The organism is Bilifractor sp. LCP21S3_F8, from assembly GCF_052117805.1.
In the GTDB taxonomy this organism is placed as follows: Bacteria; Bacillota; Clostridia; order Lachnospirales; family Lachnospiraceae; genus Bilifractor.
Genome location: NZ_JBQKIK010000003.1, coordinates 62,709 through 89,536, shown reverse-complemented (window position 1 = coordinate 89,536; position 26,828 = coordinate 62,709). Strand labels below are relative to the sequence as shown.

At 52.6% G+C, this 26,828-nt stretch carries 27 protein-coding genes; all 27 read right to left on the bottom strand.

The features are described 5' to 3' along the window. Positions 1-4: 4 nt before the first annotated feature. The 27 genes from ACTQ3A_RS02510 to ACTQ3A_RS02380 all read right to left on the bottom strand — a co-directional run bounded on the left by ACTQ3A_RS02510 (position 5) and on the right by ACTQ3A_RS02380 (position 26,827). Positions 5-235: a DUF1858 domain-containing protein gene (locus ACTQ3A_RS02510; protein WP_441099059.1), complete on the bottom strand. Its 231-nt coding sequence runs from the start codon at positions 233-235 to the stop codon at positions 5-7. Positions 236-433: 198 nt separating this feature from the next. Continuing rightward, the gene (locus ACTQ3A_RS02505) at positions 434-607 is read right to left on the bottom strand and encodes a DUF362 domain-containing protein (protein WP_441099060.1); all 174 of its coding nucleotides are present in this window, start codon (positions 605-607) and stop codon (positions 434-436) included. Positions 608-823: 216 nt separating this feature from the next. Further along, complete coding sequence (gene dnaB / locus ACTQ3A_RS02500) at positions 824-2,176, bottom strand: replicative DNA helicase (protein ID WP_441099061.1); 1,353 nt, start codon at positions 2,174-2,176, stop codon at positions 824-826. A gap of 46 nt (positions 2,177-2,222) precedes the next feature. Then, on the bottom strand, positions 2,223-2,672 hold the full coding sequence (gene rplI, locus ACTQ3A_RS02495; protein ID WP_441099062.1) for a 50S ribosomal protein L9: 450 nt from the start codon (positions 2,670-2,672) through the stop codon (positions 2,223-2,225). After that, positions 2,672-4,723 (bottom strand): DHH family phosphoesterase, encoded by a 2,052-nt coding sequence (locus tag ACTQ3A_RS02490; protein WP_441099063.1) that lies wholly within the window; start codon positions 4,721-4,723, stop codon positions 2,672-2,674. The genes rplI and ACTQ3A_RS02490 overlap by 1 nt, the downstream gene beginning before the upstream one ends. Positions 4,724-4,808: 85 nt before the next feature. Next, positions 4,809-5,288, bottom strand: a complete 480-nt coding sequence (locus tag ACTQ3A_RS02485) for a single-stranded DNA-binding protein (protein WP_441099064.1) — start codon at positions 5,286-5,288, stop codon at positions 4,809-4,811. Between the two features lie 385 nt (positions 5,289-5,673). Further along, complete coding sequence (locus ACTQ3A_RS02480; protein ID WP_441099065.1) at positions 5,674-5,859, bottom strand: DUF951 domain-containing protein; 186 nt, start codon at positions 5,857-5,859, stop codon at positions 5,674-5,676. Between the two features lie 37 nt (positions 5,860-5,896). Then, the gene (locus ACTQ3A_RS02475; protein WP_441493973.1) at positions 5,897-6,766 is read right to left on the bottom strand and encodes a class B sortase; all 870 of its coding nucleotides are present in this window, start codon (positions 6,764-6,766) and stop codon (positions 5,897-5,899) included. 182 nt (positions 6,767-6,948) lie between these two features. Beyond that, positions 6,949-7,719, bottom strand: coding sequence for a type III pantothenate kinase (locus ACTQ3A_RS02470; RefSeq protein WP_441099067.1), 771 nt, complete (start codon positions 7,717-7,719; stop codon positions 6,949-6,951). A 107-nt stretch (positions 7,720-7,826) separates the two neighbouring features. Next, complete coding sequence (locus ACTQ3A_RS02465; RefSeq protein WP_441493974.1) at positions 7,827-10,640, bottom strand: AAA family ATPase; 2,814 nt, start codon at positions 10,638-10,640, stop codon at positions 7,827-7,829. Next, positions 10,637-11,842, bottom strand: coding sequence for a metallophosphoesterase family protein (locus tag ACTQ3A_RS02460; RefSeq protein ID WP_441493975.1), 1,206 nt, complete (start codon positions 11,840-11,842; stop codon positions 10,637-10,639). Before ACTQ3A_RS02460 ends, ACTQ3A_RS02465 begins: the two co-directional genes overlap by 4 nt. A 164-nt stretch (positions 11,843-12,006) precedes the next feature. Next, complete coding sequence (locus ACTQ3A_RS02455) at positions 12,007-13,224, bottom strand: FAD:protein FMN transferase (RefSeq protein WP_441495233.1); 1,218 nt, start codon at positions 13,222-13,224, stop codon at positions 12,007-12,009. A gap of 146 nt (positions 13,225-13,370) precedes the next feature. Beyond that, complete coding sequence (locus ACTQ3A_RS02450; RefSeq protein ID WP_441487152.1) at positions 13,371-13,883, bottom strand: Gx transporter family protein; 513 nt, start codon at positions 13,881-13,883, stop codon at positions 13,371-13,373. Between the two features lie 31 nt (positions 13,884-13,914). Continuing rightward, the gene (locus ACTQ3A_RS02445) at positions 13,915-14,472 is read right to left on the bottom strand and encodes a NusG domain II-containing protein (protein ID WP_441493977.1); all 558 of its coding nucleotides are present in this window, start codon (positions 14,470-14,472) and stop codon (positions 13,915-13,917) included. A gap of 223 nt (positions 14,473-14,695) precedes the next feature. Then, positions 14,696-15,487 carry an RnfABCDGE type electron transport complex subunit B gene (locus ACTQ3A_RS02440; RefSeq protein WP_441487154.1) on the bottom strand — a complete coding sequence of 264 codons (792 nt, stop codon included), beginning with the start codon at positions 15,485-15,487 and terminating at the stop codon, positions 14,696-14,698. A 21-nt stretch (positions 15,488-15,508) separates the two neighbouring features. Then, positions 15,509-16,081 carry an electron transport complex protein RnfA gene (locus tag ACTQ3A_RS02435; RefSeq protein WP_441493978.1) on the bottom strand — a complete coding sequence of 191 codons (573 nt, stop codon included), beginning with the start codon at positions 16,079-16,081 and terminating at the stop codon, positions 15,509-15,511. Next, the gene (gene rsxE / locus ACTQ3A_RS02430; protein WP_441493979.1) at positions 16,078-16,917 is read right to left on the bottom strand and encodes an electron transport complex subunit RsxE; all 840 of its coding nucleotides are present in this window, start codon (positions 16,915-16,917) and stop codon (positions 16,078-16,080) included. Before rsxE ends, ACTQ3A_RS02435 begins: the two co-directional genes overlap by 4 nt. Then, the gene (locus tag ACTQ3A_RS02425; protein ID WP_441099076.1) at positions 16,914-17,558 is read right to left on the bottom strand and encodes an FMN-binding protein; all 645 of its coding nucleotides are present in this window, start codon (positions 17,556-17,558) and stop codon (positions 16,914-16,916) included. Before ACTQ3A_RS02425 ends, rsxE begins: the two co-directional genes overlap by 4 nt. Continuing rightward, positions 17,555-18,562, bottom strand: a complete 1,008-nt coding sequence (locus ACTQ3A_RS02420) for an RnfABCDGE type electron transport complex subunit D (protein ID WP_441493980.1) — start codon at positions 18,560-18,562, stop codon at positions 17,555-17,557. Before ACTQ3A_RS02420 ends, ACTQ3A_RS02425 begins: the two co-directional genes overlap by 4 nt. 15 nt (positions 18,563-18,577) lie before the next feature. Continuing rightward, positions 18,578-19,900 (bottom strand): electron transport complex subunit RsxC, encoded by a 1,323-nt coding sequence (gene rsxC, locus ACTQ3A_RS02415; RefSeq protein ID WP_441493981.1) that lies wholly within the window; start codon positions 19,898-19,900, stop codon positions 18,578-18,580. Positions 19,901-20,208: 308 nt separating this feature from the next. Next, positions 20,209-20,862 (bottom strand): V-type ATP synthase subunit D, encoded by a 654-nt coding sequence (locus tag ACTQ3A_RS02410; protein WP_441475478.1) that lies wholly within the window; start codon positions 20,860-20,862, stop codon positions 20,209-20,211. 186 nt (positions 20,863-21,048) lie between these two features. Then, the gene (locus tag ACTQ3A_RS02405) at positions 21,049-22,443 is read right to left on the bottom strand and encodes a V-type ATP synthase subunit B (RefSeq protein WP_441099080.1); all 1,395 of its coding nucleotides are present in this window, start codon (positions 22,441-22,443) and stop codon (positions 21,049-21,051) included. Positions 22,444-22,448: 5 nt separating this feature from the next. Next, a complete protein-coding gene (locus tag ACTQ3A_RS02400; RefSeq protein WP_441493982.1) occupies positions 22,449-24,215 on the bottom strand; it encodes a V-type ATP synthase subunit A in 1,767 nt (588 codons plus the stop codon). Positions 24,216-24,314: 99 nt separating this feature from the next. Beyond that, positions 24,315-24,638: a V-type ATP synthase subunit F gene (locus ACTQ3A_RS02395; protein WP_441099082.1), complete on the bottom strand. Its 324-nt coding sequence runs from the start codon at positions 24,636-24,638 to the stop codon at positions 24,315-24,317. Next, on the bottom strand, positions 24,631-25,605 hold the full coding sequence (locus ACTQ3A_RS02390) for a V-type ATPase subunit (protein WP_441493983.1): 975 nt from the start codon (positions 25,603-25,605) through the stop codon (positions 24,631-24,633). Before ACTQ3A_RS02390 ends, ACTQ3A_RS02395 begins: the two co-directional genes overlap by 8 nt. Next, positions 25,598-26,209, bottom strand: a complete 612-nt coding sequence (locus ACTQ3A_RS02385; protein ID WP_441099084.1) for a V-type ATP synthase subunit E — start codon at positions 26,207-26,209, stop codon at positions 25,598-25,600. Before ACTQ3A_RS02385 ends, ACTQ3A_RS02390 begins: the two co-directional genes overlap by 8 nt. Positions 26,210-26,362: 153 nt before the next feature. Beyond that, complete coding sequence (locus tag ACTQ3A_RS02380) at positions 26,363-26,827, bottom strand: V-type ATP synthase subunit K (RefSeq protein ID WP_441475483.1); 465 nt, start codon at positions 26,825-26,827, stop codon at positions 26,363-26,365. Position 26,828: the final 1 nt, after the last annotated feature.

Here is a 26,828-nt window from a genome sequence, read left to right as displayed (position 1 = left end):
CTGATCAGCAGGGTTCATCTGCGTTTTCCGGTCCGCCGATAAAATCATTGATCTGCGCGACCATAAGATCCACCTGATCTGCAGGGATTCCGTGAACACGGCAGGCCTGTTCCAGGGTCTCATGGACGGCGGCGCCGCAAAAGAGACAGCTCATGCCGTGTCCGGTAAGAATGTTGCTGATCATCGGGTCTACGTTCAGAATTTCAGTAACGGTCATATTCTTATTTATCTTCATTTCTGTCCTCCACAGCCTGTGCGGCTTATGATCATGTATAAAGCCAGCTGCTCTATAACTCTCGCAGCTTTTGAACCGCTAATGATCCTGGTCCACCGGCGGGCAGACTCCCCCCGAGGGCGAGGAACATGCGGCCGGATTTATACAGAAAAACGCCGACGCAGGAGCGCCGGCGTTTCTCGTCATGTGTTATCCGGATTATTCAGCTTCGCTGATTGCTCCGGTCGGGCATGCAGCTTCGCAGGCACCGCAGTCAACGCAGGTATCTGCATCGATTACATAATGCTCATCGCCCTGAGAAATTGCTCCAACCGGGCACTCACCCTCACATGTTCCACAGGATACACAATCATCAGAAATAACACGTGCCATCTTAAAAATCCTCCTTAAATGAAAACTTTAATATCAAATAGAGAACTCGGCGGAACCCATCATCCGCCTTGTCAAGTTGTATTCTATACTATCTTCTCATTTAAAACAAGTACAAAATCAAGAACATCCGATGACCCATCTGACACATATGCTCACACGCTGATGTGCCTGACTGTCCAAATCATGCGAATAAATTTAACCTTTGCGCGGCGGCAATCAGTTTCCATATTGATCCCGCGGCGCCGCATTTTCGAACTTTGTGAAATCCGGCAGCCAGACCAGATTGATTGTTCCGATCGGGCCGTTTCGCTGCTTCGCGATGATTATTTCGCAGATGCCTTTGTTCTCTGAATCTTTATGATAGTAGTCATCCCGGTAAAGGAACATGACGACGTCGGCGTCCTGCTCAATCGCTCCGGATTCCCGGAGGTCCGACAGCATGGGCCGGTGATCCGGGCGGCTCTCAACGGCACGGCTGAGCTGGGAAAGAGCAACGACCGGTACATTTAGTTCACGGGCAAGTGCCTTCAGTGACCGGGAAATATCGGAAATTTCCTGCTGGCGGGAATCGGATTTTCTGACACCGCTTCCGCTCATAAGCTGCAGGTAATCGATCATTACTATATCGAGCCCGTGCTCCAGCTTATATTTTCTGCATTTGGTGCGAAGCTCGCGGACGGTAATACCGGGCGTGTCATCGATGATGAGATTTGACTTGCCGATCACATTCGCGCTCTCGATCAGTTTTTTCCATTCATCGTCCTTCAGATTTCCGTTCCGGATGTTCTGTGATCCGACATGAGATTCCATCGACAGAAGACGGTTCACAAGCTGTTCCTTTGACATCTCGAGAGAAAAAATTGCAACGTGCTTGTCATGACGGAAAGCCATGTACTCTGCGATATTCAGTACAAAGGCTGTTTTTCCCATGGAAGGCCGGGCGGCCACAAGAATGAGATCCGAGTTCTGGAGGCCGGAGGTCTTGTAGTCCAGATCGGTAAAGCCGGTCGCGAGACCGGTGACATTTCCTGTCGTCCGTGATGCCTTTTCTATTGTATTCAGAGCGTTCAGCACAACCTGTTTGATGGGGACAAAATCCGATGCGGTTTTCTGCTGAAACAGCTGAAACATCTTCTTTTCGGACTCGTCCAGGAGCTGCTCTATGGGAAGATCGTCCTGATAGCAGCTGTTTTCCACTTCCTCTGAGGCGCGGATGAGCCGCCGCAGGAGTGCCTTCTCGGCTACGATTCCTGCGTAGTGCCGGATATTTGCGGATGTTGGAACTGCCTTCAGGAGATCTCTCACATATTCCATATCCGAGATCTCCGGGGGAACTTTTTTCTCCCGCAGGCGGTTCTGCAGGGTGACGACATCAACGGCGACGCCCTCGTTATTCAGTTCTACCATTGTGTCAAAAATAATGCCGTACTGCTGCTGGTAAAAATCGGCACCGGTCAATGTCTCCGATGCCGCGGCGATCGCCTCCCGGCTCATGAGCATGGAGCCGATGACCGATTGTTCCGCTTCTTCGCTGTGCGGCAGTATTCTTTTAATTACGGATTCATCCATAAATCGTCACCCATTCTGTTCCAAATCACATATCAGGGAAAAATGCTTACTTCTCTTCTGTTACATTGACGGCAAGCTTTGCGATTACCTGCGGATGGAGGCGGACATCAACCTTAGTGGTCCCAAGCTCTTTCAGCGGTCCGTCCATGGAGATTTTCTTCTTGTCAATCTCATATCCCAACTGGTCTTTTGCGGCGTCCGCGATTTCCTTGGCAGAGATGGAGCCGAAAACCCGTCCGCCTTCTCCGGTGCGGATTTTCAGGGAAATGGATTTCTTTTCGATCTGTTCCTTCAGCTCTTTGGCAGCCTCAAGAGCCTCCGCGGCGAGCTTTTCCGCGTGTTTGTTCTGCAGCTTCAGGGTGTTGAGATTGGCGGGTGTCGCCTCAACGCCCTTCTTCTTCGGAAGCAGCATGTTGCGCGCGTAGCCGTCGCTTACATTTACAAGGTCGCCCTTTTTTCCAAGGGATTTTACGTCTTCAAGCAAAATAACTTTCATCAGATTTCTCCTCCGTCAAGCATGTTGTCCAGAACGTTCTTCAGTCTTGTCTTCGCCTCATCAACAGTCACCCTCGGTATCTGGGCTCCGGCCATGTTCAGATGGCCGCCTCCGCCGAGACGTTCCATGATGATCTGAACATTGACCTCATCAATCGCTCTGGCACTGATATAGACAATATTTTTGTAGCTTGTGAGGACAAAGGATGCCCTCACGTTTTTGATATTCAGCAGCTGGTTTGCAGCCTGAGAACCGACAATTGTCGGACTCTCAACATTTTCACTCGGACATTCTGCGATTACGAAGTGCTCGCGGTAAATCTCCGCGTTGCTAAAGGTCTCTCCCTTTGCACGGTAATCACCGAGATCCTCGCGGAACATCTTCCTTACGCGGGTGACATCAGCGCCGCTTCGACGCAGATAGGCAGCGGCCTCAAAGGTCCGCACGCCAGTCTTCGACATAAAGTTGTCGGTATCCACCATAATTCCGGCATAAAGAGAATCCGCCTCGATATTTTTCAGTTTTACGCCTTCTGCGAAATACTGTAGAATCTCTGCAACCATTTCGCAGGTCGAGGACGCATACGGTTCTATATATGAAAGAACTGCGTTCCGGATATAATTGTTGCCCTGGCGATGATGATCGAGCACGACGATGGTTTTTGTCTGGTGGAGCAGTTCTTCGCATTCGGTGTAATCCGGCTTATTGGTATCCACCACGACGAGAAGGGTATTTTCGTCGACCATTTCCTTTGCGTCATGTATATTCAGGAGCATTTTCGGATCATAATCCGGATTGTCCTCGAATTCCTGAATAAAAGGACTTGTGGAAGAAGTGGGACTGTCGATGACCACATAAGCCTTCTTGTTCAGAGTGCGGCAGGCGCGGTAAATACCGATCGAGGCGCCAAAGGAATCGATGTCCAGCAGCTTGTGGCCCATAACGACGACCTTTTCCTTGCTCTCGATAAATTCCTGAAGCGCGTGCGCCTTTACACGGGCCTTCACGCGTGTGCTCTTCTCTACTGCCTGCGACTTTCCGCCGAAATAGGTAATGCTGTCACCGTCCTTCAGCACGACCTGGTCTCCTCCTCTTCCGAGGGCGAGATCAATCGCCATCCTGGCGCAGTCGGCGTTTCGGTTGTAGGAACCGTTATTGGCGCCGATGCCGATGCTGAGGGTTACGGCCATGTCATTTCCGATATTTACGGTCTTCACATCTTCAAGGATGTTGAATTTCATGGCCTTGAGCTCGCTGAGCGTGCTGCTTCGCATCAGGACGATATATTTGTCCTTTTCATATTTCTTTACGATTCCGTCGAGATCCTGAAAATATTTGTTGATTTTCCGGTCGATCAGAGCCGTCAGAAGGGAACGGCGGACCTCCTCGACACTTTCGAGCGCCTCATCGTAGTTGTCCAGATAGATCATGCCGCAGACCATCGTCTCATCTTCGTATTTCTGGATATACTCGTTCAGCTCCGTATCATCGTACAAAAGGAATGCGTAAATATAGCTGCTTTTTTCCCTGGTCTCCCTGTCAATGAGACCGGAATCGTCGATCAGAGAATCGAGTACAACGCTTTTGATCTGGATTCGATAGTCACGTTTATTGTAAATGATCTCATAATCAGCTTCCTGATCTCTCGCCGGAAACTTGTCCGGGGAAAGGCCGTTGAAGATGCTGGCAATGGATTTGTAGAAATTCTTCCGGCTCTTCCCGGTCAGATCAGCAAAGGCGTCGTTGAACCACAGCAGCCTTCCGTGGTCATCGGTGATGGCATAGGGAAGAGAGAGATCCATCATCAGCTGGCGCTGGATCTGTCCGTACTGGGTGGCAAAGGTGACAAGTTCATTTGTGATCCCTGAACGCTGTCTCGCGTACACAACAGCGACAAAAACCACATAAATTGCGAGCCCGGCACTTGCCAGAAGACCGGCTTTCACATTGATGAAATAGATGGCAATGTTGAAGACGGCCAGAAGAATCAGCAGCACCTGAGGGAAAAACAGAAATCTTCTCAGCTGGCCGGTCATTTTTACTCTGCTCATATTTGATCCTCTTTACATACAGGGGCGGCCAGTGAAGAAGTTCAAAGGCCGCCCTTCCGGAATGCTGGTTTGTAACGATGTCCGATTACTTGAACGGAAGCTCCTCGTCAATTCCGTCCGGAATATTCATGAATCCGTCACCGGCCGCTTCGCTTCCCGCGTCTGAGCCGGCCTGCGGAGCAGCAGGAGCCGCGGATCTGTTGTACTGCTGAGAAGCAGCTGCCGCATTCTGCTGGCTTGCCGCCTTGCTCTCGGCAAATTCCTGCTCTTCCACGACGACGTCTGTCGTATAAACCTTGGTTCCGTCCTGTCTTGTGTAGCTTCCGGTCTGAATCCGGCCGGTGATGGCAATCTTGATTCCCTGATGGAGATACTTCTCCGCGAATTCCGCCTGGCGGCCGAAGGCAACACAGCCGATAAAGTCGGCAGTCTGCTCGCTCCCTTCTCTTCTGAACCGCCGGTCTACTGCCAGCGTATATCTCGCGATCGCCTGTGAGTTCTCGCCCTGTGAATAACGAATATCGGGATCTCTTGTTAATCTTCCCATTAGAATGACTTTGTTCATCTCTTTACCTCTTGTTCTGAAAAAAATGTGTCTGTACTGTCTGTGATGCCCCGTCACGGGAGCATAACCTGTACTGCGGCAGCATTTCCCGCGAAGGGAAACAGCCTGTATGCCCCGTCATCGCCGGCAACAGATGAGGAGCACGGCCGGAGGCCGTCTGAACATAATATTTCGACCCATTTATTTTAGCATATCTGCTAATTAAAGGGAACACCGGATTCTCTCACAGTTTCCGATGGAAACCGCAGATGCTTCTGGTTTATCGCCTGCATCGTAAGGTAACCTGGATCTAAATGACGCCTGGATCTAAATGACGTCTGGATCTAAATGATGCCTGGACCGGAATTCGGATGGAATCATTGCAAGCGTCAGACAGCAGGGATGTTTATTTACCGGGATCTCTGAGGCCGCGTGTATTTTTCTCTACCATCTTTCGGGGAACCATAATCTGATGCCCGCAGCCCAAGCATTTCAGCCGGAAATCTGCGCCGACCCTGAGAATCTCCCACTCTTCGGAACCGCAGGGATGTTTTTTTCTGAGTCTGACAATCTGACCGACCTTATATTCCATAGTCAAATCCTCCTGTGTCGTGGCCTTCTGTGATCTGTTAAGATCCGCTGCGATCTGTGTCCGCTATACGCTGCGCCTGAACAACAAAACGATGTCCACTGTCTGTCGTGCAGGTGGAAAGGGTCAGGATTTTGCTTTCTGTTGTAAAGGAAAAATCACCGGTATCGATATCTGAAGATGATTTCATCTTATTACACCAGTCCGTGAAGGTGTCGTCTGTTCCCATGAAAAGTGTATATGTCTCATCCGAGATTGCAGCCTTTTTCATGCTGAAGATGCGGTAACAGTAATTTCCGTTTGGAGTCAGCATCCAGATATAGGGATCCTCTGCATATTTTTCCTCCAGATGAGAAAGTGTTCCAAACATAGACCCGTTTTTCATGTTGTGGCCGTAGATGATGGTATTCGGATCGCTGAAATCCGTGCTGTTCTGATACTCTTCAAAGATGGAGCCCGCAAAATTGTCATTCTTTTCAAAGGTCCGGTGCAGATAGAAATCGTTATCTGTGTAATGCGTTACCGGATAGCTCAGTTTGAGCGCACCGATGTAGATCCAGCCGACAATGTCCTGGTTAATGGATTTCAGAGAATTCCAGTCGACAGAGATCGGTGCCTTGAGCGTTTCCTCTTCCGGGTCACCGGAGACAGAGACTGCGCTCAAACTTTTCGCAACTGTGGGAGCCGAAGATCCGGAGACGCTTTCCCCGCCGTCTCCGCCGGAATCCTGCTGTGCGGTGGTGTATTGCCGCAGCTGGTTGTATTCTTCCTCTCCCTCACGGTACGCCATGGCTGTTTTTATGATCTGATAAAGGGAAAATGCCATTACTGCAAGACAGAGAACAATGCCGAAAATCAGCACCTTGTCGCTTATTTTTTTCTTTTTCTTATCAGGCTGTATCTGTGCCATTTCTGATTCTCCGTATCCTTATTATTCGAACTGCCGGCTGCGTCCGGCAACGCGCGCGTATGATCTTGTGAGATCACCTGTAAAAAACCTGGACATTGGCGTCCGGTAATGCGCGTGTATGATCTTGTGATTCCGCTGCCGGCTTTGCCTGCCGCAGATGATCATCGTATGCGAGAATGCTCTCAGCGGCGATTTTTCAGGTAGATGATGCGAAGGCCCTTCAGCAGCAGGTATTTGTCCAGAATGATCTTCTGCCTGCAGTAGGGAATGATAGCCTCGGAGAGGCTTCCGGTCGCGATCACAGACGGCTTTTCTCCGAGTTCCTCTGTGATGCGGTCAATGACCCCGTCAAGCATCGCCGCTGTGCCGAAGATGACGCCGCTTCTCATGCAGTCAACCGTATTCGTTCCGATCAGATGTTCCGGATGCTCCGTCAGGTCAATCTGCGGCAGCTGACTTGTTCTTTCGGTCAGCGCGTCCAGACTGATCAGGGTGCCCGGCATGATCATGCCTCCGATGTAATTGCCGTCGCGGCTGATGACCGAGAAGGTGTTCGCCGTTCCCATGTCAAAAATAACGATCGGAGCCGGATACAGATTAATGGCAGCGACGCCCTCTGCGACCCTGTCGCTGCCGAGCTGAGCGGGGTTGTCGATACGGATTTTCAGGCCATTTTTCAGGCCGGGTCCGACGATCCTGCATTTTCTTCCGGTAATTGCGAGAACTGCGTCATACAGTTTTTTCTTAAGGGACGGGACGACGGTAGAGATGATTCCGCCTTCTACATCGCCGGTAGAAATGTGGTGGATGTGCAGAAGCTCCCGAAAGAAAACCGCGTACTCATCACTCGTCTTGTGGCGGTCGGCTCTGAGCTGGCTGGCGAAGCAGACCGTTTCCTCATCCATTACGCTGAAGACGATATTGGTATTTCCTGCGTCAATTGCAATAAACATCTGTGTCCTCTCTATCTGTTGTTTCGGTATGTCTCTGTCTGATACGGATCCCGGGACTCGGACGGAAGAGATCACGGACGAATGGCTTCCTTATAATTCCGGGCAGATCACGGACGAATAGTTTCACTGTAGTTCCGGGCATTCTGACAGGTCAGGTAGATGATCTGATAATTTTCGGCAATCCTTGTCAGAAAATCCCGGGCGCCGGTCAGTTTCTGGTCGTCCAGGTTGACAAAGGGATCATCGAAGAGCAGGAACGGCTTCTCGTTCCTGTACATGATATCGATCATTGCCATTCTTCGGCAGAGTCCGATCAGGTCCTGATAGCCTTCGCTCAGATAACCGACATCCCTCGAGGCACCTGCCTCCCGTACCCGGATGTTCAGGTCCGCATCGAGGGTGTATTCCTTTCCGTCGCCCGGTGAAAGAAGCTGGTAGTATTTCATGTATTCCTTACGGACCGGCTCCATGAATTTCGCGGAAAAACGGGCTCTGGCCTCTTCAAGGTACCGGCGAGTTGCCATGAGAACCTGATAACGGTGCTCAAGCTTTTTCAGCTTTTGTTCGCCGAGGTCATGTGCATTTTCTGCGTCCGCGATTTCCTCGAGCCGGCCGTTGATTCGTTCGGAATCTCTCTGACAGGACTGGATTTTCGATTCCAGATCTGAGATTCTTTCGTGAATTTCCTCCTGACGGGCAGAAATGGCTTCCAGCGTCTGTCCCTGCCTTCCGGAATTATAGCCTACGCCTGTTCCGGAGGCTCCCGCCAGAATCTGTCCCATGTTGTGACGATCCTCGAACTGCTCGCGCGCTGTCTTACGGTTCTGATAGATTTCCTCGAGAGAGGAAAGCCGTCTCAGCTGATCCCGAATGCGGCTGAGCTGCTTCGCCATATCGCGTTCCGGCAGATAGCCGATGCTCCGCAGATATTCCCGAAGATCATTTTCCTTCCGGCTTCTGCGGTCGTCCGCGAGCCGCTGTTTTTCCCTGCGGTCGAGGAATTCACGGTATCGCCTGACATCATACTTCAGTTCCTGAAGCGACTGGCTCATGTCGGTGTCCTCATCGAGAGCGGGATAAAAGGCGGTCAGGAACTGGTACAGCTGATCTTCCATCTCTTTGATGTTCCGGTTTTCCTCGCCGGACCGGAACCTCTCGTCCCGGCGCTCAAGTTCCTGATACTCTCTCACCTTTCCGCGAAGGTCATAGAGCGTCTGATAGGTGTCTTCAGGCGGCACATCGATGCCGATTCGGTCAAAAACAGCCCGGGTCGTCTGTTCGATCTCGTCGATTTCTGCTTCATCTGCCCGGATTTCATAGGAAAGCTGTCGAAGCTCTTCCTCTGATGATTCCGTAAGAGAACTGTGCTGCGCACCGGAAGATACGGACGGGGAAGCAGAAGAGGCAGTGTCATCGGAATCTGTGGCTGTCTGTCGGGCAGGACGTCCTTTGGATCTCCCGCCTCCGCCGTTTACGAATTCCAGACCAGAGCCGATGAGCAGACTGAGAATTCCGGCGCCCATCAGCGCGACAACAGGGATTCCGAAGCCTCCGGACGGACTGCGGCTGATGAAAAATCCCGCAGCAATCATCGCGATACCGCAGAAAATCAGAAAGATACCGGCAAAGGAATGCGCAGGCCGTCGCGGCGATTCTTCTCCGGAGTTACGGTCCAGCATATTTTTCAGAAGACGCGCGTTTGCTTTTTTCTGCGGCAGCGCGCTCACAATGGCATTTCTCCGGTTCCAGCTCCGGATTGCCTCCGAGAGCTCATCACTTTCCGGAAGGTAACTTGAGAAAAAGTCCGCGTCCTCCTGACGCTTTTTCTCCTCTTCCGGGGAGAGACGGCTTCTGGACGCGCGATGAACAGCGATCTGAAGATTGCGGTTCAGCTCCTCCGCACGGGCAATCGCGGATTCCCCGGGAACCTCATTCCGGAAGGTGGAACGCAGATGGATATATTCCTGCTGCTGCTCCGGGGAAAGATCATCGTTTGGATCCGAAGCTGTAACACGGTCCAGCGAACTGGCAGTCTCCAGCCACTCATCAACATCCGCGGGATCCGGAACCTCATCCGGAAACTGATTCCGCATGTCATCGCGATCCTTCAGTGCCGCAGCCTCCTCACGCCGGAAATTTTCATAGATTTCTCTTCTGGCGCCCAGATCCTTATCACGACTCAGCGCACGCTGATCATTCTGCAGCTGCTCCAGCTGAGAGAGGAGATCCCGCTTCTCTTCCTGAAGAGAAGCGATCCGGAGATTATTCTGGTGATAAGCGGCTTCTTCTCCGGATTTTCCGGAAATTGTGGCGGAAAGCTCCGCCAGATGAGTCTTCAGCTGATGAATTTCACCCGTTTTTCTGGAGGGAGTCAGCCGGTCGGTCTCTGTCTTAAGGCGTTTCTGCACTTCATCGTACATGCTCATATCGGCCTGTTCTCCGGTCAGATCTCCGATTTTCGCATGAATGCCGGCGGTTACATCTGTGTGAACGGACTGCTGTCCGATAAAGATCGTTCGTTCAAAGGATGGCCTGTCGAGAGAAAAAATATCCTCGCCGGGAACGGCAGAGAAGTCGCGGCAGACAAGGCCTGTGTCTGCATCGTACTGTGCCAGAGCGTCTTCTTTTCCGTCCCTCGGACCGAAGGTCCGCTCCAGACGGTATTTCCGGTCGCGCCAGATGAAGGTGATGCTTCCTCCGTACACACCGTTCTGCCACGGAGCAAACCGCCTTCTTTCGTTCTCCAGGTCATTTTTCTTGCGCTCGTTTGCAAATCCATAGAACATGACCAGCAGAAAATGCGCAAAAGTGCTTTTTCCCCAGCCGTTTTCCCGGAGAATCGGATTGAGTCCGTCGTGAAATTCAAGGTCAAGATTATTGAGGCGGCCGAAATTTTCAATGTGGCAGCTGATTAATTTCATAGATCTGTATCCTCCCCCGCAAGCGCAAGGATTCCGCAGCGGATGATTTCTGCCTTTCTCTCCTCCGGGAGGTCCGGGTCCTCTTCTACGGTCCGCACGAATTCTCCCTTCAGTGAAGCGTCGAGCGCATAGGCGTTATAGTCCACCGCGGGTCTGGTCTGGTCCTCCAGGCGGAAGACAAAAAATCTGGCGTTAAAATAATTCTGAATCTGTACCAGATTTTTCTCACCGCTCACATCGGGAGTTCCGGTCAATATTGCCTTTACCAGATCTTCTGCCGGAAAATCAAGCTGCCGCTCCATCTTCGAGATGATCACCGGCGTGCTGGCGCAGTCCGTAATGTCTACGGATTCCTCATGAAAATGACGCTGGGGCACCGGCACAAAGCTTCCATTCAGGACAAATCCGTTCCCGGAAGGTTTGCGGCTGTGCGGTTCCGGAACCTCCTGCTGCCGTGAATCGCTCCTGTCCTCAATATCAAGAAGAACATAGCCGTGTTCCCCGCACTCATCAAAGCCTCTTCCCTCAAGGCAGCCGGGGTAGCACCATGCGCCGCCGGGAGGAAGGACATCCTGATGATACCGGTGAACATGCCCAAGAGCCAGATAATCGATATTTCTGTTTGCGTACTGATGCAGGCCAATGATTTCCGGTCTTCCCTTAACGGGATAATCTGCCACCTGACCGTGCAGCATGACAATATTGAAATCCTCCGGAGAGAGATGAAGACCTGCTGCAGCGACCGGCGCATTTGCCTCATTCAGTTCCAGACCACTGATCGTAATCCTTCCCCCGGCAGGATCCTCCTCCTCTGCGGGCTCCGCGTGCGGTCTTCCGGCGCGGTCTAAACGGATCGTATAGGTTCTCCATCCCGGTCCGAACGTGAGCAGATTGTCCGGCCGGCGCGAAAGCCTGTTGAGAAAACCGTCGCGCTCATGGTTGCCCGTGAGATAGAAGAAAAGAATTCCGGGATGCGTAAGGATCGTCTCGAATACCGTGTTTCTCGCGTTCGCGGATATATGCTCGGAGTCAAACAGATCTCCGCTGATCAGAATTGCCTTTACGGAGCTTTCGCTTGCGCTCCGGACCATGTTCATAAACGTCTTCAACAGATCCGCTCTTCTCTCCCGCGCCTCTGACGCGCTTAAAATAGAGGTCATTCTGGAATCAAGATGCAGATCCGCACAATGTATGATCTTCAATACTTTTTATCTCCTGTGATTATCCATGGACGCAGCCGTCCGGCATAAAGAAATGCCGAATAAGTGAGTGTCTTTTCTGTCAAATGCTGACATCGGAAAAGGGTGCGTCAGGAGCGTCAGCCTGTCCGCTGATGACGGAGGATATCCTTTCATTCATCGGTCTGTCAGGGTGATGAGACGGATGAAGCCGAGTCAGACGCGTCAGAGAGCGGCTCCGGATACCAGCTCATCTGATTGTCGGTATCTGTAAACAGTACGGTGACATCCAGGCTGTTTTTGCGGATCAGTTCTTCCGCCCTGTCCCGGCCGAGCAGGATGCAGATGGTGGAAAGAGCGTCCCCGAGTACATCATCGGTTCCGATGATCGTGGCCTGGTTCAGGCCGGTATCTGCCGGATACCCGGTTTTCGGATCCAGAATGTGATGATAGAGCCTGCCGTTTTTCCGGAAATATCTCTCATACACGCCGGAGGATATCACACTGTCATCTGTGGCATTAATGGTGGTCAGAACACTTCCCCGGTCAGCGAACGGCTTCTGGATTCCGACGACGAACGGGCTGCCATCCGGCTTTTCGCCGAGGACGCTCACGTTGCCGCCCAGATTGATCAGAGCGGAGGTACAGCCGTTATTCTTCAGATAGTTCTTTAATTTCAGTGAGATGTACCCTTTGGCGATTCCGCCGAGGTCGATCTTCGTATCTGGAGAATCAAAGGTTACCGTATTGCCATCGATGTGAACCTTTCGATAGTCCACAAACTTAAGAGCCTTCTGAATATCTGCGTCGTCCGGAACCTCCGGATCATCGGTGTCTCCCTCAAAATCCCACAGCTCTTTTACCGGATAGATCGTGATGTCAAACGCGCCGTCGGACATCTCACCGTACTGGAGTCCTCTGCGGATGCATTCCGCAAGGTCGTCCGAGACCTCAACGGTGGTGGCAGAGCGGTGGTTCAGCTTGTACAGCTCACTGGTCTCCTTCTGTGCGGAAAGGGTATTCTCCATCTCTTCACAGATGGAAAAGCAGCCCTTCAGCAGCTTTTCAGCCTGTTTCCCGTATACCCGGATGTCAATTACCGTGTCAAAGTATGTCCCGGCATCCTCAGCCATCTCCGCATCCGCGGAAGTTCCCCGGGCCGCTGAAGCTCCGGAGGGTATGCCGCATCCGGCGGATAAGCTGCCCAGAATGAGCGCGGCGCAGAGGACACAGGGGACGATCCGGGGATATAGCCGCCGACGTCGTTTCGCATGCGCGGTATATGACTGAATGCTCTGAAATTTTCTCATAATCGGTTTCTCCGTTGCCTTCATCTTCTGTCCGAATCGGAAGTCCGCGCGAACAGCGAGTTGCCGGTATCCGTGGAACTGATAAAAATGTTCCATCGAAGGCCCGCGCAAACAGCGGGCTGCTTTTTCATAAGTTCAGGGCTTTATTATACACTCTCTTATAATCAAGCGCAAATCTGCGCATCCGGGAGCCTTTCACACGGCGGCTTTAAACGAGTCCGGGAAATAAACGCAGCAGAATCTCAGATTTGCTTTGGAAAAGACGGAACTCTCAGGAGAACTGCCCAGACCGCAATGCCTATCAGGATTCCGGTAATGAGGCCGGCAATCATCAGAATCGGGAGATACCAGAGAAGGGGAAGATCGGGGGTGACAAGATATGCGACCAGAATCTGGCCGATGTTGTGAGCGGCTCCGCCGGCTGCGCTGATGCCGGTTTCGTGAAATTTTCCAGTGCGGATGAGCAGAACCATGACGAGAATGCTGAGCATGGCTCCGCCCATGCTGTACGCGATACTGAACAGATTACCGAAGAGAAAACCGATCACCACGACTCTGGCAGCGGATACGAGCACGGCTTCCCTCCAGCCGAACAGCAAAAGCACGATCAGGATGACCACGTTGCAGAGCCCGAGCTTGATGCCGGGTATTCCGAAGCTGAAGGGAATAAGGCTTTCGATGTATCCGCAGAGAATGGCAAGTGCGGTCATAAGGCCAAGATATGCTGCTCTTTTCGATTTGTTTCTCTGATCCATGATGCGTTCTGCCTTTCTTGTCCCGACGTGGTTATTCTGCCAGTGTATCAATTTCCGGAGAGGACGGCTCAGAATCTGTATCTTCTGTGGAAGAATCGGAGTGATCGGTCTCCTGTCCGGATACAGAGCTGTTTTTATCTGTTCCCTGACCGGATGAGGAATGGATGCCGGCGGTATCCTGCCCGGAGGAGATGTCTTTGCCTTCGGTGCCCGTACTCCGGGAAGCGTGCGAAGAGCCGGAACTATCAGCGTTTATAATTTTAAGAACCACTCGGTTCGGGAGGCAGACAATGCTGCCTCCATTCGCGGTGATCGGCACGGAATGGACACAGATCTGATCCGGACAGTCTGCAGAGATCATTCGCACGGCACCATCTCTGATTTCGCAGACATTTGTGTCATTAATTTTTATGACAGTGTCATGCTTCAGATCGTAAGTGCCGAATACTCTGTTGTCAACGGTGATCTCGAGCATAGGGGTATCGGCATGACTCATATACCGGGAATATGCAGCAAGCATCAGAACCGCGGCGGTGAAAATGCAGAGAATCAGGAGTAAATCATTTCGTCCGAAGTTTTTTCTGTTCATAAATAAACCTCTTGTCTGCACCGGAACAGGGGGATTGATGTGTCTCACTGTTCGGGTAAAAAGAGGCCGCCGTATGTGCGGCGGCCTCTGAAAGATATCTGAATATCACAAATATTTACAGATGCAACGGTTCTGTGCGAAATTTACGGTACAATCGCAACGATTCTACCCGAAATTTACGGTACAGCACAATGGTTCTGTTCGAAATTCCGGAGCGGACGTATCAGACAATGCACTTGCGCGGGCAGTTTGCTTTGCATTCTCCGCAGTTTGTGCATTTGCCGTAATCGATGACCGGGAATCCGCCTGCCATCTCGATTGCCTGCTGCGGGCATGTCTTCACACATTTCTGGCAGGAGATACAGCCGATCTTGCAGTTGTTCATGACCGGCTTTCCCTTCTCCGGATTGACGCATCCGATATGCGATACGTAATGATACGGAACCTCTATGATCAGTCCCTTCGGGCAGGCTGCCATACATTTTTTGCAGTCCTTGCAGAGCTCCTCGTCCACATGGGCGACTCCCTTCTGAATGGAGAGCGCGCCAAATTCACACGCCTGGACGCATTCGCCGAACCCCGTGCAGCCGAACCGGCAGGACTTCGGGCCTCCCGTGGGCGCAAATTTTACGACATTACAGGACTTTGGTCCCGTGTAAACATAGTTCTCCGTTGTTTTCTCGCAGTCCCCGACACAGCGGACAAAGGCGACCTTCCGCTCATCGCTTCCGGCAGAAGTTCCCATGATCTCCGCGATCTTATCGGCAACGGGTTTCTGTCCCACCACGCAGGAATTGACAGGCGCGTTTCCTGACGCGATTGCAGCCGCCAGAGCGGCGCAACCCGAAAATCCGCAGCCGCCGCAGTTCGCCCCGGGCAGGACCTCTGCGATTGCCTGTTCCTTCTCATCAACAGGAACGGCAAAGACCTTACTGGCAAAGCTGAGGAAGATGCCGACGAATAAACCGACGCCGCCGACCATCAGCGTTGCCGCCAGTATAGTACTTACGCTCATAACCATAACCTCCTTTACGCTTTACTTCAGTGCTGAGAATCCGAAGAATGCGATCGACATCAGAGCGGCAGTGATCATTACGATCGGGAATCCACGGAAGGATTCGGGAACATCGTTGTTTACCATCTTATCACGGATGTTTGCGAGAATAATGATTGCAATCGTGTAGCCGATCGCTGTGGCAAAGCCGTAAACGGTACCTGTGAGGATGCTGTAATCCTTCTGCACATTGATCAGCGCGACTCCCAGTACCGCACAGTTTGTGGTGATCAGCGGAAGATAAATCCCGAGTGCGTCATAGAGTGCCTTTGCGAATTTTTTCAGGAACATCTCCACGAACTGAACCAGGGCCGCAACAATCAGTATAAATACAATGGTCTTCAGATATTCCAGCCCGAAGGGAACCAGAAGAAAATGGTACAGAATTCCGCAGACGAGACTGGAAAGAGTCAGTACGAAGGTCAGCGCCATTCCCATGCCGGCCGCGGTATCGGGCTTCTTGGACACGCCAAGGAACGAACAGATGCCGAGGAACTGGCTGAGGACGACGTTATTGATCAGGCAGGCATTTACAGCCAGCAGAAGTAATGTCATGACTTAGTCGCCTCCTTTTTCTCAGATGAGGGAGCTGCCGTCTGTGCGGCAGACTTTTCGGCGGCAGGTGCCGCAATTGCATCCGCGACGGTTCCCTTGCTGCGCGCGATGGTCTGTGCGGGTGTTTCGGAGCAGGACTCCGGTTTTTCGTCACAGATTCCGAGCTTCATGCAGCTCAGACAATCGCCGCAGATTTTCTCGGTGGGATCCCAGTCCTTTTTCGGACGGCGGCCTGCGCCGATCTTCAGCTTGTTCATCACGGCGACAAGGAAGGCGTAAACCAGAAATGCGCCGGGAGCGAGGACGAAGATATTTACCGGAACGTATCCGGAAGGCATAACCTGCATGCCGAACCAGGTGCCGGCACCGATGATCTCACGGATCGAGGCAATACAGAAAATTGCCACGGTGAAACCGATTCCCATTCCGAGACCGTCGAAGAAGGATGGGATCATTGGCTCCTTGCCGGCATACGCTTCGGCACGGCCCATGATAATGCAGTTCACGACGATCAGAGGGATATAGATGCCCAGTGATGCGTAAAGCGCAGGTGTGAATCCCTCCATCAGGAAGTCGACCATGGTTACAAAGGAAGCAATTACGACGATATACGCCGGCATCCGCATCCGCTCGGGAATGATCTTGCGGAGCGCAGAAATAATCAGGTTTGACAGCGCCAGAATCACGGTGGTAGAAAGTCCCATGCCGATCGCGTTCATTGCGGAAGTCGTCGTCGCAAGGGTCGGGCAGGTTCCGAGAACCAGAACAAATACCGGATTTTCGACGAACAGTCCGTTCCAGAGCCGTTCTGCCGGAGAGTTTTTCTTCAATTTCATGATGCACTGCCTCCCTCCAGATATTCCACTGCAGCCAGAGCACCGTTGACGGCCTTGGTTACAGCGTTTGTCGTTACTGTGCAGCCGCTGATCGCATCGATCTGGTTGTCCGCACTTTTTCCGGTCTTGGTATATTCAATCTCCGTGTTGTCGCCAAGGCTCAGATTGTTGAACTGATTTTTGAACTCGTCGTTTTTCGCTTTCATGCCCATGCCGGCGGTCTCTGAGATGGAGAGGAAGGAGATTCCGTTTATGGTAAGGCTTCCGGATTCATCTGTTGTGATGCCTACCATCAGCTCAATCGCGCCGCCGTAGCCCTCATTATTGGTCGCGTCTACAACATATCCGAGCTTGTTTCCGTTCTGATCATCGGCCTCGCTGATGTCGCTGACCGAGGTCTTGTCCAGTCCGGCCTTGTCGAGATATGACTGGAAATCGCTCTGGTCAAAATCCGATATGGTCTTGAAGCTGTCCGCGTTTTCAAAAACTTCTTTCTGGGAAGCGGCTTTCTCGGATGCCTCCTGGGCAGCAATCGGTCCCGCAGTCACTCCGTGTACAGCGCCGAGGAGAAGACCTGCTGCCACGGTGATCACAGTAATGATGATTGTGTCATGAACGACAGATGTCTGTTTCTTGCTCATGCCTTTCCTGCCTCCTTCTGTTTCTTGTCTTTCTGGATGCCGAAGGCTCTCGGACGTGTATAACGCTCAATGAGCGGAACAATGCAGTTCGCGAGGATGATCGCGTAGGAAACACCTTCGGAGCTGTTGCCGATCATGCGATAGAGCCAGGTCATGACACCAAGGAACACCGCGTAAATTGCCTGGCCTTTCGGCGTGATCGGTGATGTGACATAATCCGTCGCCATAAACCATGCGCCAAGCATAATGCCTCCGGCGCAGAGCTCTTCCGCAGTGAATTCAAGCGGATTGCTGTAGCCTCTGGCTGCCGCTGTAATCAGCACCAGAACCGCAAAGCTGCCCAGATAGATGACCGGAATCTTCCAGTCAATGATCTGCATCACCAGAAGGAAAATTCCTCCGGCGAGAAGGGCAATTGCGGAGGTCTCACCGATAACACCCTGAACATTTCCCAGGAAAAGTGCGCTGAGATCAAAATGAGCGCCGGTCTTGAGGTACGCAAGCGGGGTTGCTCCGGAGAGCGCGTCCGTGGTGGAAGCCACCTTTGTCACCAGCGAGGTGATTCCGTGGCCGGCTGCATAGTTCGTCATTTCACTGGAGAAGGAAATGAGAAGAAAGCATCTGGCTCCGAGTGCGGGATTCATGAAGTTCTGTCCAAGTCCTCCGAAAACCTGCTTTACAACAATAATCGCGAATACTGATCCGATGACCGGGATCCACCACGGAATCTGCGGCGGCATATTCATACCGATCAGAAGCCCGGTGACGACTGCGGAGAGATCTCCGGTGGTGACAGGTTTCTTCAGGATCCGTTCGTAGCAGTACTCGGCAGCGACCGAGGACGCCACGGAAAGGCACAGAATCAACAGGGCATACGGCCCGAAATTCAGGACTCCCACGATGCTGGCGGGGAGCAGTGCAATGATCACGAAAAGCATGATCTTCCGTGTAGAAATACTGTCTCTTACATGAGGTGAGACAGAAACCTGATATTTTTCATTCATTCTCCTGAACCTCCCTCATTTTTTCTTCCTTTTATTGGCAAGTACCGTCTGGCGCATCATATTGATCTCCGCGGCAAGCGGGCGCTTTGCCGGGCAGGAATAGCTGCAGGAACCGCAGTTCACACATTCCAGTCCGTAGTATTCTTCAAAGGATTTTGCGTCATTATGCTCCGCAAAGTCTGCCAGCCTGCAGGGAAGCAGTCTTGCGGGACAGCCCTTTACACAGCGGCCGCAGTTGATACAGGCGGAAGGCGTCGAACGCGAAACCTCATCCTGCAGGAAAGCGGTAATCGCGCCTGAGGTCTTCGTAACCGGGATGTTCAGGTCGTAGAGAGCGAATCCCATCATGGGACCGCCGGAAATTACCTTTTCGGGCGTGGACTTGAAACCGCCCTCCGCCTCAATGATTTCCGCGTAATTCATGCCGACAGGAACGCGGAAATTCCTCGGATTCACAGGCGCATCGCCAGAGACGGTGAAGACGCGGTCGATGACAGGCCTTCCGTATTTTACCGCCTCATACACGGCAATGACGGTATCGATGTTATCGACGACACATCCGGCGTCTGCCGGGAGCATTCTGGAATTGACATAGCGGCCGGTAATCGCGTTGATCAGGCATCGCTCCGCTCCCTCCGGATATTTTGTCTTCATGACGGCAACGCTGATCCGGCTTTTGCCCGCTGCTGCCTTTCGCATGACCTCTATTGCCTTCGGCTTGTTGTCCTCAATGCAGATGACTCCCTTGCATTCCGGCTTGAACAGCTTCAGAATGATCTCCAGGCCTCCGACAATTTTCTCCGGGAACTCGAGCATGCATCTGTAATCCGAGGTCAGGTAAGGCTCACATTCCGAACCGTTCACGAGGATATGATCCACGACGGACGGATCCTTCGGAGAGAGCTTAACGGCTGTCGGGAAGCCTGCGCCGCCCATCCCGACGACTCCTCCCTCCCGGATTCTGTTCAGGATTTCTTCCCTGGACAAAGCTTCCGGGTCAGCCTCCTCAAAGCTGACGCTTTCGTACAGGTCATCATTTTCGATGACGATAGCATCGACATAACCGCCGGTGGCATTCTTCCTCTTTTCGATTCTGCTTACCGTACCGGATACGGATGCATGAATCGGCGCAGAGACGAAGCCGCCCGCCTCGGCGATTTTCTGCCCGACAAGAACCCGGTCTCCCTTTGCAACGATCGGTTTCGCCGGAGCACCAATGTGCTGTGACAGCAGATAGACTAATTCTTTTCCGGGTTTTATGGCTTCAACCGGTTTCTCCGCTGACAATTCCTTGCCTTCATACGGATGAACGCCACCCTTAAAGGTAAATAATCCCATCTACCCATCCTCCTTCCTTTGCTTACAAATAACATAGATATTATAATACACCGTTTCGAAAAGTGACATTCAATTTCCTGCTAAATCGATATATGTTTCAAAAAAAATGCATGGCGGAAGCCCGTTATATTGAAATTTTCCGGGATCAAACGAGATAAAACACGCTGCGCGAGTTTTATCTCGCTATCGCGACGCTCGCCGCACACGAATACTTCGCATTCGGCTGCGGCTCACTGTTCGCGTAAAAAAGACAGGCTCCCTTGTCGCCGGGCGGCCTGTCTGAAATATCGTCAAAATCTTTTGCTTTCTTATTTCTCGTAATGATGTGCTTCCTCGAGCATCATATCCTTAACCTTCATCAGGCGGACTTGCGTGCTCCTCTCGTTCTCGTCGAGTTTCATCGTAATGTACCGGATCCCCTCTCTGGTTTCCGGGATAATCACATGCTCCAGAGCGTTCACTCTCCGCCGTGTCTTTTCGATCTCCGATGCCATCAGCTGACAGGATTTTTCAACCTCCGCAAGGCGCAGCATGTCCGGCAGTATATCAGAAAGCGACTGCACGGCTCCATCCAGGTCACTGGAGGTATAAGCAAATCCGTAGGAGAAAATGTCGTTCTGATCGGCGGTGCGTGTACGGGCACTGAAAACCGGAAGGTTCACACTCATGACATTTCTGGTGGTTTCTTCGAGAAAAACCTCCTGACGCGGAACCAGCATGGCTGTACGGAGTGTCTGTTCGGACATACCGGCCTTCGCCAGAACAAATTCGGCATTTGCGTTTCGGATGCCTTTTTCCACCTTTATGCGAAGATCCATATCCTCGCGGACCAGGTCAAGAAACTGACGCATCAGTTCATCCCGTTTATCCTTCAGGAGACGGTGTCCCTTCGTTGCAGTCACCAGCTTCTTCTTCAGGCGGGTCAGCTCCATTCTTGTTGGATTTACATGTGCTCCGGACAATCCGCATCCTCCTCTCAGATTAATATTCGAACGGCGGCGGGCCAGAAACTGTTTCTGACAACGATCGATTCGACGCTCCAGACAACCGTTTCTATCCGGACAGCGGCGGGGCAGAAACCGCTGCCTGCAAGCTGCGGGTACCCGTCAGGCTTCGCGCACGGATTCCCTGCAGCCGGGCAGTTTTCGTCAGGCAAGGTTTTCAGAACCCGTTTCACCCTTGTAATATTCGTCAAGCACAGCATCGGGAATCCGCTTCAGCTCGGATCTCGGGAGCAGGCGAAGCAGCTTCCAGCCAATTTCAAGTGTTTCCTCGATGCTGCGGTTTGTGGTGTATCCCTGGGATACATATTGCTTTTCAAACGCATCCGCAAATTGTGCGTAGAGCAGATCAATATCCGTGAGCGCTGCGGCTCCGAGAATGGTCATCAGCTCTTTGGCGTCCTTACCGCGCGCATAAGCGGCGAACAGCTGGTTCATGGTGGCAGCGTGATCCCCTCGGGTCTTTCCCTCTCCGATTCCCTTGTCCTTCAGACGGGACAGGGACGGTAGAACGTCAACGGGAGGTTTGATGCCTTTCCGGTACAGCTCCCTGGACAGGATGATCTGCCCCTCTGTGATATATCCCGTAAGGTCGGGGATGGGATGTGTCTTGTCATCCTCGGGCATTGTCAGGATCGGAATCAGGGTGATGGATCCGCTCTTCCCTCTCTGACGTCCGGCGCGCTCGTAAAGCTGGGCGAGGTCGGTGTACATATAACCGGGATACCCGCGGCGGCCCGGGACCTCCTTTCTTGCCGCAGATACCTCACGCAGTGCATCCGCGTAGTTTGTGATATCGGTCATGATCACGAGGACATGCATGTCTTTTTCAAAGGCAAGGTATTCCGCAGCAGTCAGAGCCATTCGTGGTGTGGAAATCCGCTCTACCGCGGGATCATTCGCAAGGTTGATGAAAAGGACGGTCCGGTCAATGGCGCCGGTTTCCCGGAAGGATTCCTCGAAAAAATGCGCCTCCTCGAAGGTGATTCCCATTGCGGCGAAAACAACGGCGAATGGCTCGCCGGTTCCGCGGACCTTTGCCTGTCTGGCAATCTGTGCGGCAAGCTGCGAATGCGGAAGACCTGAGGCGGAAAAAATAGGGAGCTTCTGTCCCCTGACCAGCGTGTTCAGCCCGTCGATGGCAGATACGCCGGTCTGTATGAATTCTGACGGATAGGCACGGGCTGCCGGATTCATGGGAAGCCCGTTGATATCCATCCGCCTGTCGGGCAGAATCTCAGGACCGTCATCGATGGTGCGGCCCATCCCGTCAAATACTCTTCCCAGCATATCTTCAGAGACACCGAGTTCCATTGATCTTCCGAGGAATCGCACCTTGCTGTTCGAGAGATTGATTCCGGTTGAATTCTCAAAGAGCTGTACCAGTACATTCGGGCCGTCCACCTCCAGAACACGGCATCTCCGCGTTTCTCCGTCCGCAAGGATGATTTCGCCCATTTCGTTGTATTTTACGCCTTCGACACCCTTTACCAGCATCAGAGGACCGGCAACTTCCTGAATTGTGCGATATTCTACTGCCATTCCGATCACTCCTCCTTTGCTGCCGCTTCCGCGGTTTCGGAAGCAAGTTCCGCAAGTGTGTCTTCGTACGCGCGGCCGATGGCCTTCTCGTCGATGTATTTGTAACGGCCGATCTGTTCCCGGACAGGCATACGGACAAGGTCATTGATATCCGCGCCCTCCTTCAGGGCTCTGACGCTGTAGTCATAGTAGGCATATACCAGTTTCATCATGTAGTACTGTTTTTTCAGAGAGGTATAAGTATCTGTCTCATCAAAGGAATTCTGATGCAGGAAGTCCTCACGGATAGATCTCGCCGCCTCCATTTTCAGGCGGTCTTCCGGAGAGAGCGCATCCATGCCCACCATTTTTACAATTTCATTCAGAGATGCCTCATCCTGAAGCAGGCTCATCAGGTTCTGCCGGATATCCATCCAGTCCGGTTCTACCTTGCGATCGAACCATTTTCCCATGGTTTCGAGGTAGAGACTGTAACTCGTCAGCCAGTTGATGGCCGGAAAATGGCGCTGGTATGCGAGATCCGCGTCCAGTGCCCAGAACACCTTGACAATCCGCAGCGTGGCCTGTGACACCGGCTCGGAAATATCGCCGCCTGGCGGAGAAACGGCGCCGATTGCGGAAAGCGCGCCCTCTCTTCCGTCCTTTCCGAGTGCGATGACGTGGCCCGCGCGCTCATAGAACTGTGCCAGACGAGAACCGAGGTAAGCGGGGTAGCCCTCCTCACCGGGCATTTCCTCGAGCCGGCCGGACATTTCACGGAGCGCCTCTGCCCATCTGGATGTGGAATCGGCCATCAGCGCAACGGAATATCCCATGTCCCGGAAGTATTCAGCGATGGTAATTCCGGTATAGATCGACGCTTCACGCGCCGCCACCGGCATATCCGATGTATTTGCAATCAGGATAGTCCGCTGCATCAGGGACTCACCCGTCCGGGGGTCTGTAAGCTCCGGAAATTCATTCAGAACATCGGTCATTTCATTTCCGCGCTCGCCGCAGCCGATATAGACAACGATATCCGCGTCAGCCCATTTGGCCAGCTGATGCTGAATTACTGTTTTGCCGGAGCCGAAAGGGCCCGGAACTGCAGCGACGCCGCCCTTCGCGATTGGAAAGAAAGCATCGATTACGCGCTGGCCCGTGATCAGCGGCATCTCCGGCGGCAGTTTCCTGGCATAGGGGCGTTCTCTTCGCACCGGCCATTTCTGCATCAGTGTGAGGTTTACATCGCCGGAGACTGTCTCTACTGTGGCGACTGCGTCGTCGATACGGAAGGATCCGGACCGGATATCCCGTATTCTGCCGCTGATTCCATTGGGAACCATGATCCGGTGCGTGACGACCGTGGTTTCCTGAACGGTGCCGATGATGTCGCCTGCGGAAACCTCGTCCCCCGCCCTGACGGATGCAGCAAATTCCCATGTCCTTTCATGATCGAGCGCGGGGACTTCTACTCCTCTGGAAAGCAGATTGCTCCCGGTGATCTCCATGATCTTGTTCAGGGGGCGCTGAATTCCGTCGTAGATGGAACCGATCAGTCCGGGACCCAGTTCCACAGACAGCGGCTCTCCGGTAGATTCCACCGGCTCGCCCGGACCAAGGCCCTGTGTCTCCTCATAAACCTGTATGGAAGCCCTGTCACCGTGCATCTCGATAATTTCACCGATCAGTCTTTCTCTGCTTACACGCACGACATCATACATATTCGCATCACGCATGCCTTCGGCGATCACAAGAGGGCCGGCAACTTTTCTGATTGTACCTGTGCTCATTCGATATGCTCTCCTTCTGTTTCCTGTTTCATCGGTCCTGCGGGACGTGCGCGGACCATGGGCATGCGATCCGCTGAATCATCATACCGGGTAAAGACTTCAGCCGGAAAACAATATGTCGCTTCCAACCGCCTGTTCCACGGATTTCTTCACTGAGGATACGCCTTCGCCGGTATTTCCCCGGATCCCCGGTATCAGGATGATTGCGGGGAACAGTCTGTCCCGGTATCTGCTGATTTCGCCGGCGAGGACGCCGGCCAGCTCTTCTGTGATATAAATGACGCCGAAACCGTTCTCCGCGAGATTTTTCAGGATTTTTGACCCTTCTGCGGCATTGTTGTTCCGAATCGGAAATGTGGACAGCCCGATGGCCGCAAAGCCGTAGATGCTGTCATAATCGCCCATGACTGCTACTTTAACCATACATCTTCCTTATCCGTTTACGTATATTCTCTACGGAAAAGCCATTGGCCTTCGCCGTCAGAAGAATCCGTACCATTCGTATTTCATTCTCTCTGGCCAGATAATAGGCGATCAGAGGTCCGACTGACACACTGTTTCTCTTTTGTGGAAGAATAGCTTCAATAATACGGTTGTCGCACCAGCATTCAAAGGCGGAAGGGGAATCCTTCAGCGCCTCACAAGCCTCCGCGAATCCATGACTGTTGAGATAATCGTTGAGGGAAGCTTCTCCCGAGACAGCCGCTGCTGCCAGAATATCGATATTCAGAGTGCTGCACGGGGAGAGCGCCTCCTTCAGAAATTCCAGATCCTTACCGGTTCTCTGTGCGCGCACAGCTATTTTGATGTCTGTGACAGCTACTGAAGATTCTTCGTAATCCTTCAGAAGCCGGTTTTTGGACCGGCGTCCGGCTCTCCCGCAGGCATCCAGACATCCCCGATCGATGATCAGATCGCATTTCTGACCATTCTGGGTGCGGATCATCGTCTCCAGCGCCCGCTGTGCCGGCTTTCGCATATGCTCCGGGAGCGCACCGTAATCTTTTTCTCTGAGAATTCTGCGGATTTCCTCTTTTCCAAAACCCTCGATGTCATAATACAGATGATTCGGGTGATCCGTTGTGCAGAGCTCCCGGATTCCGGCCTTCAGATTGTGATACAGCCGTGGGTAGGAAAGCACCCGGAAAATACCGGGATCCGCCTTGAGCTCCTTCATCAGATCCGCAGTTTTCTTCTCTTCTGCTTCCAGTATCTGTACACCGTCATCCTCTGGGGGTGAACCGTCACCCCATCCCCGGTCAGACAGGAACTGCAGGATCTCCCTGCAGTCCTTCATTTCGGACATTCTCCGGATATCCTCGTCCGAGAGCAGAAGCTTCTCTTTCACCCGGATTCTGGCAACCGCGTATATGTAGTCCAGGTCACTCATATCGTTTCTCCTGTCGGAACAGCATCTCATGAACCGCATCCTGAAGCAGATCCATCTTCTCCTCAAAGAGCGCTTTCAGAGTACAGTTCTCGTCAATTCCTCCGTATCGAAGCAGAAATCCGTTTTCGATATCCGCCGGATTCCTGGAAATCTGAAGCGATCCACCGGCGTCCCCTGCGATCCGGTCAAGCCGGTCTTCAAAGCCGGAGGGAAGTCTGTGCAGATCTCTCTGTCCAAACAGGATCTCTCCGTTTTCCGCCCGGATATATCTGCGTACAAGGTCCTCAATCATCCTGAAATACTGGCTGTCGTCTCTGTCTGCCAGTTCATGGCAGGCTTTCTGTATGGTCTTATGGATGATTGCCTGCTTTTCCGAGAGAAGTGCCTCCCGCGTTTCTCGCGCAGCCCGGGAGGCAATCGATGCCGCATAGGTCTCCGCGTCGCGTTCTGCCTTCTGTCTGGTCCGGACAAGCAGGTCTGTGCGTTCATTCTCTGCCCTCTTCAATATTTCTTCCGCGTCGTCCTGTGCCTTTCGGAGAATGGCGGAAGCCTTCTCCCCGGCCTCCTGAAGGATACTCCCGGTAATCTTTTCTAATCCTTCCATATCTGTCTCCCTGTCATTCCTGTTTTCTGTTTATCCGCCAACATGTTTCCGGCTGTGGGCAGCGGATCTGTTCGGGGGTTCCTGCCTGTCCACATGTGTACGGCGGTTTTGCTGTCTATCCGCTGACGTATTTTTGGCAGACGCGGATGTTCATCAGATTCCGCTCACTGAAAGGATGGAAATCAGAAGCGCCAGGATAGCGTAAGTCTCAACCATCGCGGGGAACAGCATGGCTTTTCCGAACTGATCAGGCTTCTTTGCGATAAGTCCGATGGAGGCCACAGAGGTTCTTCCCTGATGATAGGCGGAGATCAACCCTACGAGGGCAATCGGCAGGCAGGCGAACAGATAAAGCATGCCGGTCGCGGTATCTGTTACAGGGCTGCCGCCGAGAATCCCGATGCTGGAGAGTGTGATAAAGGCTACCAGCAATCCGTAGATACCCTGTGTGCCCGGGAGAAGCTGAAGCAGAAGAACCTTTGCGAACTGCTCCGGATCCTCCGACACAACTCCCGCGGCAGCCTGACCGGCGATTCCGACTCCCCAGGCAGATCCGATGCCCGGCAGTGCTGTCGCCAGTGCAGCGCCCATGAGTGCAAAAACCATTCCCATATTCATA

What these genes read in the sequence shown, in the direction of transcription:
- ACTQ3A_RS02425 (WP_441099076.1), bottom strand. Translation starts at nt 17,558, where the DNA reads ATGAGCAAGAAACAGACATCTGTCGTTCATGACACAATCATCATTACT.
- ACTQ3A_RS02445 (WP_441493977.1), bottom strand. Translation starts at nt 14,472, where the DNA reads ATGAACAGAAAAAACTTCGGACGAAATGATTTACTCCTGATTCTCTGC.
- ACTQ3A_RS02480 (WP_441099065.1), bottom strand. Translation starts at nt 5,859, where the DNA reads ATGGAATATAAGGTCGGTCAGATTGTCAGACTCAGAAAAAAACATCCC.
- ACTQ3A_RS02490 (WP_441099063.1), bottom strand. Translation starts at nt 4,723, where the DNA reads ATGAGCAGAGTAAAAATGACCGGCCAGCTGAGAAGATTTCTGTTTTTC.
- ACTQ3A_RS02395 (WP_441099082.1), bottom strand. Translation starts at nt 24,638, where the DNA reads ATGGTTAAAGTAGCAGTCATGGGCGATTATGACAGCATCTACGGCTTT.
- ACTQ3A_RS02450 (WP_441487152.1), bottom strand. Translation starts at nt 13,883, where the DNA reads ATGGATCAGAGAAACAAATCGAAAAGAGCAGCATATCTTGGCCTTATG.
- ACTQ3A_RS02440 (WP_441487154.1), bottom strand. Translation starts at nt 15,487, where the DNA reads ATGAGCGTAAGTACTATACTGGCGGCAACGCTGATGGTCGGCGGCGTC.
- ACTQ3A_RS02465 (WP_441493974.1), bottom strand. Translation starts at nt 10,640, where the DNA reads ATGAAATTAATCAGCTGCCACATTGAAAATTTCGGCCGCCTCAATAAT.
- rsxE (WP_441493979.1), bottom strand. Translation starts at nt 16,917, where the DNA reads ATGAAATTGAAGAAAAACTCTCCGGCAGAACGGCTCTGGAACGGACTG.
- rplI (WP_441099062.1), bottom strand. Translation starts at nt 2,672, where the DNA reads ATGAAAGTTATTTTGCTTGAAGACGTAAAATCCCTTGGAAAAAAGGGC.
- ACTQ3A_RS02390 (WP_441493983.1), bottom strand. Translation starts at nt 25,605, where the DNA reads ATGAGTGACCTGGACTACATATACGCGGTTGCCAGAATCCGGGTGAAA.
- ACTQ3A_RS02475 (WP_441493973.1), bottom strand. Translation starts at nt 6,766, where the DNA reads ATGGCACAGATACAGCCTGATAAGAAAAAGAAAAAAATAAGCGACAAG.
- ACTQ3A_RS02420 (WP_441493980.1), bottom strand. Translation starts at nt 18,562, where the DNA reads ATGAATGAAAAATATCAGGTTTCTGTCTCACCTCATGTAAGAGACAGT.
- ACTQ3A_RS02470 (WP_441099067.1), bottom strand. Translation starts at nt 7,719, where the DNA reads ATGTTTATTGCAATTGACGCAGGAAATACCAATATCGTCTTCAGCGTA.
- ACTQ3A_RS02400 (WP_441493982.1), bottom strand. Translation starts at nt 24,215, where the DNA reads ATGAGCACAGGTACAATCAGAAAAGTTGCCGGCCCTCTTGTGATCGCC.
- ACTQ3A_RS02485 (WP_441099064.1), bottom strand. Translation starts at nt 5,288, where the DNA reads ATGAACAAAGTCATTCTAATGGGAAGATTAACAAGAGATCCCGATATT.
- ACTQ3A_RS02380 (WP_441475483.1), bottom strand. Translation starts at nt 26,827, where the DNA reads ATGAATATGGGAATGGTTTTTGCACTCATGGGCGCTGCACTGGCGACA.
- ACTQ3A_RS02510 (WP_441099059.1), bottom strand. Translation starts at nt 235, where the DNA reads ATGAAGATAAATAAGAATATGACCGTTACTGAAATTCTGAACGTAGAC.
- ACTQ3A_RS02435 (WP_441493978.1), bottom strand. Translation starts at nt 16,081, where the DNA reads ATGACATTACTTCTGCTGGCTGTAAATGCCTGCCTGATCAATAACGTC.
- ACTQ3A_RS02505 (WP_441099060.1), bottom strand. Translation starts at nt 607, where the DNA reads ATGGCACGTGTTATTTCTGATGATTGTGTATCCTGTGGAACATGTGAG.
- ACTQ3A_RS02405 (WP_441099080.1), bottom strand. Translation starts at nt 22,443, where the DNA reads ATGGCAGTAGAATATCGCACAATTCAGGAAGTTGCCGGTCCTCTGATG.
- ACTQ3A_RS02455 (WP_441495233.1), bottom strand. Translation starts at nt 13,224, where the DNA reads ATGGAACATTTTTATCAGTTCCACGGATACCGGCAACTCGCTGTTCGC.
- ACTQ3A_RS02385 (WP_441099084.1), bottom strand. Translation starts at nt 26,209, where the DNA reads ATGGAAGGATTAGAAAAGATTACCGGGAGTATCCTTCAGGAGGCCGGG.
- rsxC (WP_441493981.1), bottom strand. Translation starts at nt 19,900, where the DNA reads ATGGGATTATTTACCTTTAAGGGTGGCGTTCATCCGTATGAAGGCAAG.
- dnaB (WP_441099061.1), bottom strand. Translation starts at nt 2,176, where the DNA reads ATGGATGAATCCGTAATTAAAAGAATACTGCCGCACAGCGAAGAAGCG.